The following is a 12,803-nucleotide window of genomic DNA, read 5'->3' as shown; positions in this document are numbered from 1 at the left end:
GTGGACAGACATACTGAAGGATCGCCGCCTGCGGCCGGCGCGGCCGAGGGCGAAGCCAGCCTGGTCGGCCGCGTGGCCGCCGGGGACCGGCACGCCTTCGAGACGTTGTACCGCATGTATTTCCCGCGGCTGGCACGCTTCCTCCAGCGCATGACGCGCAGCGTGCCGCTGATCGAGGAAATCGTCAACGACACGCTGCTCGTCGTCTGGCAGAAGGCCGCCACGTTCGACGGCAGCTGCAAGGTGTCGACGTGGGTGTTCGCGATCGCGTACCGCAAGGCCTGCAAGGCGCTGCACGCCCTCGACGAGCCGACGGCCGACACGGCCGACGAGTACGCGGGCGACGACGCCGGCCGGCCCGACTGGCGCTTCGAGCAGCAGCGCCTCGCGCATGCCGTCGACGCGGCCGTCGCGACCTTGCCACTAGCGCAGCGGGCCGCGTTCCAGCTGACCTTCTATCACGACATGGGTTACGCAGAAATCGCAGAAATCATGGAATGTCCCGTCAACACCGTCAAGACGCGCCTGTTCCACGCGCGCCGCCGCCTGGCAACGCTGCTGGAAGACCAGCTGGAGGTCCGGTCATGAACCCGCACAGCAACCGCGTCACCGCGCGCCACGCCGAAGCCCAGGACGTCCTGCCCTGGCTCGCCAACGGCACCCTCACGGGCACCGAACTGGAACACGTGCAGGCCCACGTGGAGACGTGCGCCGACTGCCGCGCCGACCTCGCCGCGCTGCGCACCGTGCGCGCCGCTGGCCCCGCGCTCCAACTCGACCCTGACCTCGATTTCGATCCAAACCGCGCGCTGGCGCGCCTACTGCCGCGTCTCGACGATGCGGCAGCCGTGGACGACGACGGCGCACTGCCGGCCTGCGCCCCGGCCGCAGCGCCAGGCGCGGAGCCGATTGCCGCCGCACCCGGCCTGCTGCAGCGCTGGCGCGAACGCTTCGCCGCCAACGACGGCGCCTGGCTGCGCGCGGCCGTGGCGGCGCAATGCGGCGTGATCGCCGTGCTCGCAGTGCTGCTGGCACGACCGGCCGCCCACCTTGAAACGCCGGATGCGTACCGCGTGCTCGGCGCCGGCGGCGCGAACGGCGCGGCGCGGCTCATCGTCACGTTCCGCCCCGACACGCCGGAGCGCGAACTGCGCCGCATCGTGCGCGCCAGCGGCGGCCGCATCGTCGGCGGGCCGACGGTCACGGATGCGTGGCTGGTCGGCGCGGACGGCCAGGCCGCTCCCGTGCTGGACCGGCTGCGCGCGGAACCGGCCGTCACCCTGGCCGAACCCTTGTCCATGGACGGCCGGCCGTGAACCAGCGACATACCGGCATCTTCGCCCGCCTCTTCGCGCTGTGCGCCGCCCTGTGCGCGCTCGCGTGCGTGGTGCCGCGCGCGAGCGCGGACGCCCCCGACGCCCGCCAGGCCGCACAGTCCGGGCACCAGGTGCTCGTCATGCTGCGCATGCCGTCGCCGCACTTCCGTCCCGACGGCGCCTACGGCGGCGGCTACACGGACGACGGCACGCGCGCCGCGCGCCGCCGCGTCGCGCGCGAACTCGCGGCCGCGCACGGCCTGCGCGTCGTCGACGACTGGCCGATGCCCGCCATCGGCATCGACTGCTTCGTGATGGAGGAAGCGCAGGCGGGACGGGCCGGCCCCGTCGACCGGCTGCTCGATGCGCTGGCGCACGACCCGCGCGTCGAATGGGCCCAGGCGATCCAGGAATACCGGGGCCTCGACGCCGGCGACCCGCTGCTCCCCGTGCAACCGGCCGCGCGCGCCTGGCAGCTGACGTCGCTGCACCGCGCCAGCACGGGACGGGGCGTGACGGTGGCCGTCGTCGACAGCGGCATCGACGAGAAGCACCCCGACCTCGCCGGCCAGGTCAAGCTGCGCCGCAACTTCGTCGACACCTACCCCGATGCGGCCGAGGCCCACGGCACGGCCGTCGCCGGCATCATCGCCGCGCGCGAAGGCAATGGCCTGGGCATCGCGGGCATCGCGCCGGACGCGCGCCTGCTGGCCCTGCGCGCCTGCTGGGAAACGGAAGGGCCGCCCGCGCGCTGCAACAGCTTCACGCTCGGCAAGGCGATCAACTTCGCGCTGATGAGCGATGCGCGCGTCATCAACATGAGTCTTGGCGGACCGCGCGACCGGCTGCTGCAGGCGCTGCTCGACGCCGCCCTCGCGCGCGGCGTGACGCTCGTCGGCGCGGCCGATCCGAACCAGCCGGACGGCGGCTTCCCCGCGTCGCACCCGGGCGTGATCGCGGTCGCGTCGGACACGCAACAGGCCCCTCCACCGGGATCGCTGCGGGCGCCTGGCACGGACGTGCCCACGTCGTTGCCGGGCGCGCGTTGGGGGATGGTGTCCGGTTCGTCGTACGCGGCGGCCCACGTGGCGGGCCTGGCCGCGCTGATGCTGGAGCTGCGCCCGGACACTCCCCCGGCCCGGTTGAAGGCCGACCTCGCGGGCGGCGCACGCATCCTGCCCGCCGCGCTGGCGTCGGGAGCTCGACAAGCTGGTAGCATAGACGCCTGCGCGGCCGTTGCGCGCGCCGCCGGAACCTGTCTCTGCCTATGCCCTTCGACTGCCACGACCGCCAGCCTTCCCGCCCCGCACCCGCGTTGACGGGCGCGCGTACACTCTTCCTTGCCGCCGCCATGCTGGCGCGCGGCGCCTGTGCCCAGACCAGCGCCGACCTCACCCTCGTATCGGGGTATGCGATGCGCGGCATGTCGCTAAACCCCGATCCCGCCCTGCAGCTGCGCGTCGACCATGACGCCGCCGGCGGCTGGTACACGGGCGCCTTCGCCTCGCCCATCAAGCTGTACGGCCGCGGCCAGGGCCTGCTGATCGTCTACGGCGGACGCGCGGCGCCGCTGACGTCGCGGCTGTCGTGGGACGCGGGCGTGTCGCGCACGATCTACCTGCGCAACCACGAGGTCGATTACCACGAGTTCTACGCCGGCCTGACCCTCGACCGCGTCAGTGCGCGCCTGTCCTATTCGCCCGCCTATTTCGGCGCCGGCCGCACCGCCTATCTCGACGTGAACACGGGGGTGCCGCTGGGCGAGCGGGTCTCGCTGGCGCTGCACGGCGGCATCCTGCACCCGTTTGCCGATTACCGCCGCAGCGGCCCCGACCGCACCGACCTGCGCGCCGCGCTCGCGTACGACACGTCCGACTGGCGCCTGCAGGCCGGCTGGCAGACGCTCATGCACGCGTCCGACTACGAACGGCCGCGCGCCCGCGCCCTGTTCGCCAGCGCCAGCGTGCGCTTCTGAAAACACCTGCGATTCGATTGAACCTTGCACGCGGACGGGGGCATTAACGTCGTCCCTTCGACGCGTCCATAGAGGAGCAATCATGAACCTGCAACCGAAAGCGGCCGTGCGCATGCTCGCGGCCGGCCTGTCCAGCATCGTGCTGGGCGCCTTCGTCGCGGCCTGCGGCGGCGGCAGCGACCATTCGATGACCCCGCCACCGACGATGACGAGTGCCTTTGCGACGACGGCCCTCGTCTCCGACCAGAGCACGGCCGGCGCCGCGCATACCGACACGAAACTCGTGAATGCCTGGGGCCTCGCATTCAACCCGACCGCGTTCGTCTGGGTCGCGAACAACGGTACCTCGACGTCGACGCTGTACGACGGCAACGGCGTGCCACAGACGCTCATCGTCGCGATTCCGGCCGGCACCGCCGGCGCCGCTGCCCCGACGGGTATCGTCTACAACGGCAGCACCGACTTCAAGGTCACGCAGAACGGCGTGACGGGCGCCAGCCCGTTCATCTTCGTCGGCGAGGCCGGCACCGTGTCCGGGTGGTCGCCCACCGTCAACCGCACGAACGCCGTGACGGCGGTGGACACGGGCGGGAATGCCGTCTACAAGGGCGTCGCGATCGCCAGCTACGCGGGCGCGAACTACCTGTACGCCGCCGACTTCCACAACAACAAGGTCGACGTCTACGACGCCAACTGGCAAAAAGCCACGCTGCCCGGCAGCTTCACGGACCCGGGCCTGCCCACGGGCTATGCGCCGTTCGGCATCCAGGCCATCGGCGACCGCATCTACGTGGCGTACGCGCAGCGTGAAACGGCCGGGAACGACGAAGTCAAAGGCGCGGGCCTGGGCGTCGTCGACGTGTACGACACGGGCGGCACGATGGTCAAGCGCCTGACGAGCGGCGGCGCGCTGAACGCACCGTGGGGCATCGCGATGGCACCGGCAAACTTTGGCGATTTCAGCAACGACATCCTCGTCGCCAACTTCGGCGACGGCAAGATCAATGCATACAACCCGACCACGGGCGCGTTCGTCGGCACCCTGTCCAAGGCCGACAAGACGCCCATCGTCATCGACGGCCTGTGGGGCATCGCGTTCGGCAACGGCGTGAACAACCAGCCGACCAACACGCTGTTCTACACGGCCGGGCCGGGCGACGAGGCGCACGGGCTGTACGGGCGCATCGACCTGCAGTAAGCGGTCACCCCGGCAGGAAGGACGCGAACATCGCGATCGTCGCCGCCGCCATCACGCCCGTGCACAACCAGCCCAGCACGGACAGGCGCGGCACGATCGTGAGGTCGCCCATGATGCGCTTGCTCATCGCGACGAGCATCATGATCGCCATCACGGGCACGGCGATGACGCCGTTCAGCACGGCGCTCCAGTACAGTGCCTTGATGGGGTCGAGCGGCATGAAGTTGATGCCGACGCCGGCCAGGGTGGCGACGATGATGATCGCGTAGAACTTGCGCGCGGCCGAGAATTCGGCACCCAGGCTGCTCTTCCAGTGGAACGTGCCGGCCATCGCGTACGCGGCCGATCCTGCCAGCACGGGGATCGCCAGCAGGCCCGTGCCGACGATGCCCAGCGCGAACAGGATGAACGCGAACTCGCCCGCGACGGGCTTCAGCGCCGATGCGGCCTGCGCGGCCGACTGCAGGTCGCGCACGCCCTGCGTGTGCAAGGTGGCGGCCGTCGTCAGCATGATGAAGAAGGCGACGGCGTTCGACACGCCCATGCCCACCCACGTGTCGAAGCGGATGCGCTTGAGCTGGCGCACGGCCTGTTCGGGCGCCTTGCGCAGCGGCTGGGCGGCATCGTCCGCGCGCAGTTCCTCGACTTCCTGCGACGCCTGCCAGAAGAACAGGTAAGGGCTGATCGTCGTGCCGAACACGGCGACGATGGTGGTCAGATAATCCTTGTTCCACGCGATGTGCGGCCACACGGTGGACTTCAGCACGTCGTGCCACGGCACGTGGACGACGAACACGGTGGCCACGTACGCGAGCAACACGAGCGTGAGCCACTTGAGCAGGTTCACGTAGCGCTGGTAAGGCACGAACACCTGCAGCAGCACGGACAGCATGCCGAAGCCGACGGCGTACCAGTGCGCGCGGCCGGGCGCGACGAGCGACATCGCCTCGCCCATCGCCGCCACGTCGGCCGCGATGTTGATGATGTTCGCGACGAGCAGCAGGCCGACGATCGCCCACACGACCTGGCGCGGCGCGTAGCGTTGCAGGTTCGTCGCGAGGCCCCGCCCCGTCACGCGGCCGATGTTCGCGCTGATGACCTGGATCGCGGCCATCAGCGGATACGTCAGCAGCAGGGTCCACAGCAGGTTGAACCCGAACTGCGCGCCGGCCTGCGAATAGGTGGCGATGCCGCTCGGGTCGTCGTCCGCGGCGCCCGTGATCAGTCCCGGGCCCAGCTTCGACAGCCAGGTCGAGGCTTCCGGCGACGGCGCGGCGATGGTGCCGTCGGCATCCTTGTTGTCATGCTTGTCCATGAGGCCATCATGCACCCGTGCACGCAGACGATATGTACGCCTGCGCACACAGTGCACGGCCCGTAATGATCAGCAGAGGATCACTTCTCCGCCGCGATCCACTTCTCCACCTGCGCCTGCAGGATCGGCAGCGGCAGCGTGCCGTCGCCCAGCACGACCGCGTGGAACTTCGCATAGCTGAACTTCGGCCCCAGTTCCTTCTGCGCCCGCGCGCGCAGCTCGAGGATCTTCAGCGCACCGGTCTTGTACGCGAGCGCCTGGCCCGGCCACACCATGTAGCGCTCGACCTGGTTCGCGGCGCGCGCCTCGCTGTAGCCGAGGTTGTCCATCATGTACGCGATCGCCTTCTCGCGCGACCAGCCCTGCGCGTGCATCCCGGTGTCGACGACGAGTCGCACGGCGCGCAGCAGCTCGTCGTTCAGGTGGCCGTAGTACGCGGCCGGGTCGTCGTACAGGCCGAATTCGTGGCCCAGCGTCTCGCAGTACAGCGCCCAGCCTTCACCGTAGGCGGCGGCGCTCGGGTGCTCGGTGAAGAACTTGCGGAAGTCCGGCAGCGGCAATTCCTTCAGCAGCGCCGCGTGCAGGTGGTGGCCCGGCACGCCCTCGTGCAGGAACAACGTGGTCATGCCCACCGTGCTGTAGTCCTTCGGATCGTTGACGACGGCCCAGAACACACCCGGATGCGAACCGTCCGCCGCGACGGGCGTGTAGTGGTCGGACGCCGTGGCGCGCGTCAGCTCGGGCTCCAGCTGGATGTCGAGCTTCGCCTTCGGCAGCAAGGAGAAATACTGCGGCAGCTTCGCCTCGACGGTCGCGTAGATCGCGCGGTAGCGGTCCAGCACTTCGCGGTCGCTCTTGAACGGCTTGAAGCGCGGCTGGGCGGCGACCCATTGCGGGAACGTCTTCAGCGGGCCGTCATAGCCCAGCTTCGGCGCCAGCGCCGCCATCTCGTGCTGGATGCGCGCCACTTCGCGCTCGCCCAGCGCGTGGATCTCCGCCGGCTTCTGGTCGAGGTTCGTGTTGTTGCGGATGCGCGCCTGGTACCACGCGGCGCCGTCCGGCAGCGCGCCGTAGCCCGCCGTCGAGCGGCCCGCCGGCAGGTAGTCCTTCTCGAGATAGGTGTTCAGGCGGCCCAGCGCGGCATCGATCTTTTGCGCGGCGTCGCGGTAGCCGGCCGTCAGCGTCTTCTTGTCCTGGTCGGAGAAACCGGCCGGCAGGTTCTTGATCGGCGTGTAGAAAATGCTCGCTTCCGGATCGGCGGCGGCCAGCTGGCGGAACTGCGGCAGCATCGACGCCGTGATGGCCTTCGGCTGCACGACGCCCTTCCTGACGCCCTCCTTCATGTTGGCGATGGCCTGGTCGATCCACGCGGGCAGCTGCTGCAGGCGCGCGAGGTAGGCGCGGTACTGGGCCGGCGTCGCCAGCGGCTGCGAGCCCGTGCCGCTCGCGTAGTTCGCCAGGTTGCTCGGCACGTTGTCGAAGTGGTTCAGCGGCAGCAGGTGCTCGGGGAAGCGTTCGAGGTCGAGCTGGCCGCGGATCTCGAACGCGAGGATGTCGTAGTTCAGGCGTGCCTTGTCCGACAGGCGCGCGCGGTCGATCTTGCGTAACTCGTCCAGCAGCTTGTGGTTCGCCGCGAAGTAGCGGGCGCGGACCTGCGGCGCGATCGCCATCCCCAACTGGTCGTCGTAGCGGCTGTCGCCGTTGGCGGTGGCGTACAGCATCGGGTCGAAGCGGGCGCGCGCGTCGTAGAAACGGGCGGCGATGCTGTCCACCTGACGCTCGGAAGCGGATGCGGACGGGGTGGCGGGGGTGGTCGCGGCCTGGGCGGACAGGATAGGCGCGCCGGCCGACAACAGGGCCGCGAGGATGGCGGCGTTCAGGGTGCGGTTCATGGGTCTCCTTTGTGAGGTGCTTCCGCAAGGATACTACGGGTTGCCCGATCGACCACACCATCGCCGAGCCCCATTTTGGCGCATTTACGCACCGCAACGGTGCTTGTGCACGCTTTAGGAGCAACCCACTGTGCATGCTCACTGGGAGTGCGCCTTTTCACCAAATTGGAACGTTTATTGCTACCCAGAAGTGCTAATTCGACCAACTTGCACTTTTTTGGAGTAGTAACGCATGGATGCATATAAAAGTGGCGCGGATGCGCTCTTCATCTTGCTCGGCGGGATCATGATCCTGGCGATGCACGCCGGCTTCGCCTTCCTCGAGCTGGGCACGGTGCGCCGCAAGAACCAGGTGAACGCGCTGGTCAAGATCCTGATCGACTTCGCCGTCTCCACCATCGCCTACTTCTTCGTCGGCTATGGCATCGCCTACGGCATCCACTTCATGGGCGCCACGAGCACCCTCGTCGCGAAGAACGGCTACGAACTCGTGAAATTCTTCTTCCTGCTGACGTTCGCCGCCGCGATCCCTGCCATCATCTCGGGCGGCATCGCCGAGCGCGCCAAGTTCCACCCGCAGATGGCCGCCACCGCCCTGCTCGTGGGCCTCGTCTATCCGCTGTTCGAAGGCATCGCCTGGAACAACCGCTTCGGCATCCAGGACTGGCTCGCCGCCGCCTTCGGCGCGGGTTTCCACGACTTCGCCGGCTCCGTCGTCGTGCACGCCGTCGGCGGCTGGGCGGCGCTGCCGGCCGTGCTGCTGCTGGGCGCGCGCCGTGGCCGCTACACGAAGGACGGCCGCATCTCCGCGCACCCGCCGTCGAACATCCCGTTCCTCGCGCTGGGCGCGTGGATCCTCACCGTCGGCTGGTTCGGCTTCAACGTGATGAGCGCGCAGACGCTGGACAAGATGAACGGCCTTGTCGCCGTCAACTCGCTGATGGCCCTCGTGGGCGGCACGCTCGTCGCGTTCGTGATGGGCAAGAACGACCCGGGCTTCGTCTACAACGGCCCGCTGGCCGGCCTCGTCGCCGTGTGCGCCGGCTCCGACCTGATGCACCCGATGGGCGCCCTCGTGACGGGCGCGGTGGCAGGCGCCATCTTCGTCGTCATGTTCACCCTGGCGCAGAACCGCTGGAAGATCGACGACGTGCTGGGCGTGTGGCCCCTGCACGGCCTGTGCGGCGCATGGGGCGGCATCGCCGCGGGCATCTTCGGCAGCCAGGCGCTGGGGGGACTCGGCGGCGTGTCGTTCGCGTCGCAGCTGATCGGCACCGTGCTGGGCATCGTCATCGCGGCCGGCGGCGGCATCATCGTCTACGGCCTGCTGAAGGCCACCGTCGGGCTGCGTCTCGACGCCGAGGAAGAATTCGACGGCGCCGACCTCGCCATCCACCGCATCAGCGCGACGCCGGAACGCGAAACCACGTTCCAGTAAGCGTCACACCCCTTGTGCGGCCGCGGCCTCGCCGCCGCGTGCCAGCGCACGCCGGATCGCGTCCGCCAGCGCCGCCGGCTCGACCGGTTTGGCGAGCGCGGACAGGCGCTCGGCCTGGTCGCGCGCGATGCTCGCGTTCGAGCAGTTGCTGGCGGTCGGCGGCCGTCGCCTGCGACATCGCGAGGATGCGCGCGTTCGCTTCCAGCCGGGCGTCGAACACGGATGCGATGAGGGCAAGCCCCAGCACGCAGAACGTCGCGAGCACGATCCGCGTGGCCATGCACACGCTGTCGGCGGGGAGGTTCGCGGCCGCCATGCCCGTGTAGTGGACGCCCATGATGGCGAAGCCCATCACGACGGCGGCGCCGACGCGGGGCAGCAATACGTCCGGCGTGCTGCGGCGCAGGCGGAATGCGATCCACAATGCGAGCGCCGACGCGACGATCGCGACCAGCACCGAGAGCGCGAACAGCAGCGGGTCGTACACGATCCCCGGCTGCAGGCGCATGGCGGCCGCGCCCATGAGTGCATCGCGTTGATGCCGGCGCCCATGATCACGGCACTCACGCCGAGGCGCACGGGGCCGAGGTCCGCGCGGCTGACCTGCCACAGCGCGAGGCCCAGTATCCAGGCGAACCTGGAAGGGCCCGCCGCTTCCGCCACGCGGCCGGCGAGCTCAGTGCCGGATACGACGCGACGATCGCGACGAGAATCGACACCAGGACCAGCGGGGTCTCGTAAAATCCTGTCAGCATCGGCGACGTGCGCGGTAGCGGGTTGGCGGAAAATGGCCGACATGGGCGCGAACGTCATGTGCGTAGGGTGGGCTCCCGGAGCCCACGCGGACGTATGCGACGTGTTGGCGTTACGCGTGGGCACGGGGTGCCCACACTACCAGCTTACTGGCGCATCGGGTCGGCGAAAGTTCACAGTATGCTACCGGCGCGCGCGTTCAGCCAGCATGGTGACAGGAATTCACTCGCTGTTACTTTTGTGCAAAAATATCATCCCGCTCGGGCACGGCGGCGCCGGCGATACCGGCCCGCTCCAGCATCGCGTGCAGCAGCACGTTACAGCCGGCTTCCAGATGCCCCGGCTGGGCATCCTCGATCTCGTTGTGGCTGATGCCGTCCTTGCACGGCACGAAGATCATGCCGGCGGGCGCCAGCCGCGCCACGTAGATGGCGTCGTGGCCGGCGCCCGATACGACGTCCATCGTCGAATAGCCCAGCTTTTCCGTGGCGGCCCGCACGGCGCCCACGCAGTCCGGGTGGAACGGGCACGGCGGGTAGTACGAGACGCGCTCCAGCACGATGGCCAGGCCCGTCTCGCGCCGCGTGCGCTCGACGAACGCCTCGATCTCGCCGTGCATCGTGTTGAGCAGATCGTCCGTCACGTTGCGCAGGTCGATGCTGAACTTGACCTGACCCGGAATCACGTTGCGGCTGTTCGGGAACACCTGCACCATCCCGACGGTGCCGCGGCCATACGGCGGATAGCGGTTCGCGATGGCGACCGTCTCCTGCATGATGGTCGTCGCGACCTGCAGCGCGTCGCGGCGCAGGTGCATCGGCGTGGGGCCCGCGTGCGCTTCCATGCCCGTCACCGTGCAGTCGTACCACGACAGGCCCATCACGGCGGGCACGACGCCGATCACCTTGTTCGCATCTTCCAGCACGGGGCCCTGCTCGATGTGCGCCTCGAAATAGGCGCCGATCGGGTGGTCGCCGGGCACCTGGTCACCCTGGTAGCCGATCCGTTTCAATTCGTCGCCGACGGACTTGCCGTCGACGTCGCGCGCCGCATACGCCGTCTCCAGGCTGAAGGCGCCGCAGAACACGCCGGAACCCATCATGACGGGCACGAAGCGCGAGCCTTCCTCGTTGGTCCAGAACGCGACTTCGATCGGCGCCTCCGTGCGGATGCCGCTCTCGTTCAAGGTGCGCACGACTTCGAGGCCGGCCAGCACGCCGTAGTTGCCGTCGAACTTGCCGCCCGTCGGCTGGGTGTCGATGTGGCTGCCCGTGACGACCGGCGGCAGGTCCGGCTTCGTGCCCTCGCGGCGCATGAAGACGTTGCCGATCGCGTCGACGGTGACGGCCAGCCCCTCGGCCTTCGCCCACTGCACGACGAGGTCGCGGCCCTGGCGGTCGAGGTCCGTCAGCGCGAGCCGCTTCACGCCGCCCTTGTCGGTGGCGCCGATTCGCGCCAGTTCCATCAGCGAGTTCCACAGTCGCTTGCCGTTGATGCGCAGGTCGTTCATCTCGTTCTCCGTTCAGGGGGTTGTGCCGAACGCCGGCCGTTCCACATAGCGTCCCGCGCCGCGTTCCGCGCGCAGGTCGCCGTTCGCGTACACGAGCTTCCCGGCCGCCACCGTGTGCGTCGGGATGCCGCGCACGGTGCGGCCTTCGAACACGTTGAAGTCGCCCTTCGAATGCTGCGTGGCGGCCGACAAGGTGCGCGTGCCGTGCGGGTCCCACACGACGATGTCCGCATCCGCGCCCACGGACACGGAGCCCTTGCGCGGGTAGATGTTGAAGATCTGCGCCGCGTTCGTCGACGTGATCCGAACGAATTCGGACGGCGTCAGGCGCCCGGTGTTCACGCCCGCATCCCACACGACGGCCATGCGTTCCTCGACGCCGCCGCAGCCGTTCGGGATGCGCGTGAAATCGTCCGCGCCCATCGCCTTCTGGCCCGCGCAGAACGTGCAGTGGTCCGTCGCCGTCGTGTGCAGGTTACCGCCCTGCAGGCCCTGCCACAGCGCGGTCTGGTGGTGGCTGGAGCGGAACGGGGGACTCATCACGTAGGCGCGCGCGACTTCCGGATCGGGATGGCGGTACACGCTGTCGTCGATGACGAGGTGCCCGGCCAGCGCCTCGCCGTACACGCGCTGGCCGCGCGCGCGGGCACGCGTGATGGCCTCGAGCGACTCCGCGCACGACACGTGGACGATGTAGACGGGCGTACCGAGGACTCCAGCGATGGCGATCGCACGGTTCGCCGCCTCGGCCTCCACTTCCGGCGGCCGCGACAACGGATGCGCCTCCGGCCCACGGATACCCTTCGCCACGAGCTCGCGCTGCAACTGGTACACGAGCTCGCCGTTCTCCGCGTGCACGGTCGGGATCGCGCCCAGTTCGAGCGCGCGGCGGAAGCTCTTCACGAGCGTCTCGTCGTCGGCCATGATCGCGTTCTTGTACGCCATGAAGTGCTTGAAGCTGTTCACGCCGTGTTCCTTGACGAGCGTGCCCATGTCCTCGTGGACCGAATCGTCCCACCACGTGACGGCGACGTGGAACGTGTAGTCGGCCGCCGCCTTCTCGGCCCAGCCGCGCCACGTGTGGAACGCGTCCATCAGGCGCTGCTTCGGGTCGGGTATGACGAAGTCGATGATCGTCGTCGTGCCGCCCGCGAGACCCGCCGCCGTACCGGTATAAAAATCGTCGGCGGTGACGGTGCCCATGAACGGCAGCTGCATGTGCGTGTGCGGGTCGATCCCGCCCGGCATCACGTACTGGCCGCCCGCGTCGACGACGGTCGCATGCGCGGGCGCCTCGAGGTTCTCGCCGACGGCGACGATCTTGCCGCCCTCGGTCAGGACGTCGGCGCGGAACGCGCGGTCGGCATTCACGACGGTACCGCCACGGATCAGGATGGTCATTGTGT

11 protein-coding genes are annotated in these 12,803 nt (G+C 69.1%); 6 read left to right on the top strand and 5 right to left on the bottom strand.

Annotation, left to right across the window (positions count from 1 at the left end):
* The 5 genes from HAV22_RS17765 (at position 1) to HAV22_RS17745 (ending at position 4,489) form a co-directional block, all read left to right on the top strand.
* Positions 1 to 588 carry an RNA polymerase sigma factor gene (locus HAV22_RS17765; protein WP_371869675.1) on the top strand — a complete coding sequence of 196 codons (588 nt, stop codon included), beginning with the start codon at positions 1 to 3 and terminating at the stop codon, positions 586 to 588.
* Complete coding sequence (locus HAV22_RS17760) at positions 585 to 1,316, top strand: zf-HC2 domain-containing protein (RefSeq protein ID WP_166860827.1); 732 nt, start codon at positions 585 to 587, stop codon at positions 1,314 to 1,316. Before HAV22_RS17765 ends, HAV22_RS17760 begins: the two co-directional genes overlap by 4 nt.
* On the top strand, positions 1,313 to 2,635 hold the full coding sequence (locus HAV22_RS17755; protein WP_166860825.1) for a S8 family peptidase: 1,323 nt from the start codon (positions 1,313 to 1,315) through the stop codon (positions 2,633 to 2,635). The genes HAV22_RS17760 and HAV22_RS17755 overlap by 4 nt, the downstream gene beginning before the upstream one ends.
* The gene (locus HAV22_RS17750; RefSeq protein ID WP_166860823.1) at positions 2,584 to 3,291 is read left to right on the top strand and encodes a TorF family putative porin; all 708 of its coding nucleotides are present in this window, start codon (positions 2,584 to 2,586) and stop codon (positions 3,289 to 3,291) included. The genes HAV22_RS17755 and HAV22_RS17750 overlap by 52 nt, the downstream gene beginning before the upstream one ends.
* An 82-nt stretch (positions 3,292 to 3,373) precedes the next feature.
* On the top strand, positions 3,374 to 4,489 hold the full coding sequence (locus tag HAV22_RS17745; RefSeq protein ID WP_229421290.1) for a TIGR03118 family protein: 1,116 nt from the start codon (positions 3,374 to 3,376) through the stop codon (positions 4,487 to 4,489).
* A 4-nt stretch (positions 4,490 to 4,493) separates the two neighbouring features.
* On the opposite strand, the gene HAV22_RS17740 is transcribed toward HAV22_RS17745, so the two are convergent.
* On the bottom strand, positions 4,494 to 5,804 hold the full coding sequence (locus HAV22_RS17740; RefSeq protein WP_166860820.1) for an NRAMP family divalent metal transporter: 1,311 nt from the start codon (positions 5,802 to 5,804) through the stop codon (positions 4,494 to 4,496).
* A gap of 80 nt (positions 5,805 to 5,884) precedes the next feature.
* The gene (locus HAV22_RS17735) at positions 5,885 to 7,696 is read right to left on the bottom strand and encodes a DUF885 domain-containing protein (RefSeq protein WP_166860818.1); all 1,812 of its coding nucleotides are present in this window, start codon (positions 7,694 to 7,696) and stop codon (positions 5,885 to 5,887) included.
* Positions 7,697 to 7,928: 232 nt separating this feature from the next.
* Here HAV22_RS17735 and HAV22_RS17730 point away from each other — a divergent pair, with 232 nt between their 5' ends.
* Positions 7,929 to 9,134, top strand: coding sequence for an ammonium transporter (locus tag HAV22_RS17730; protein ID WP_166860816.1), 1,206 nt, complete (start codon positions 7,929 to 7,931; stop codon positions 9,132 to 9,134).
* Here the strand turns inward: HAV22_RS17730 and HAV22_RS17725 are convergent.
* The 3 genes from HAV22_RS17725 to hydA form a co-directional block, all read right to left on the bottom strand.
* A complete protein-coding gene (locus HAV22_RS17725) occupies positions 9,097 to 9,657 on the bottom strand; it encodes an MHYT domain-containing protein (RefSeq protein ID WP_229421289.1) in 561 nt (186 codons plus the stop codon). The genes HAV22_RS17730 and HAV22_RS17725 overlap by 38 nt on opposite strands.
* A 462-nt stretch (positions 9,658 to 10,119) precedes the next feature.
* On the bottom strand, positions 10,120 to 11,397 hold the full coding sequence (locus HAV22_RS17720) for a Zn-dependent hydrolase (protein WP_166860814.1): 1,278 nt from the start codon (positions 11,395 to 11,397) through the stop codon (positions 10,120 to 10,122).
* 12 nt (positions 11,398 to 11,409) lie between these two features.
* Entirely contained in the window at positions 11,410 to 12,798 is a 1,389-nt protein-coding gene (hydA, locus tag HAV22_RS17715) for a dihydropyrimidinase (protein ID WP_166860812.1), read from the bottom strand.
* Positions 12,799 to 12,803 lie beyond the last annotated feature (5 nt).

This window comes from Telluria antibiotica (assembly GCF_011682055.1).
Lineage (GTDB): Bacteria > Pseudomonadota > Gammaproteobacteria > Burkholderiales > Burkholderiaceae_D > Telluria > Telluria antibiotica.
The sequence above is the reverse complement of the archived record's forward strand: the minus strand, read 5'-3'. Positions and strand labels throughout refer to the sequence as shown.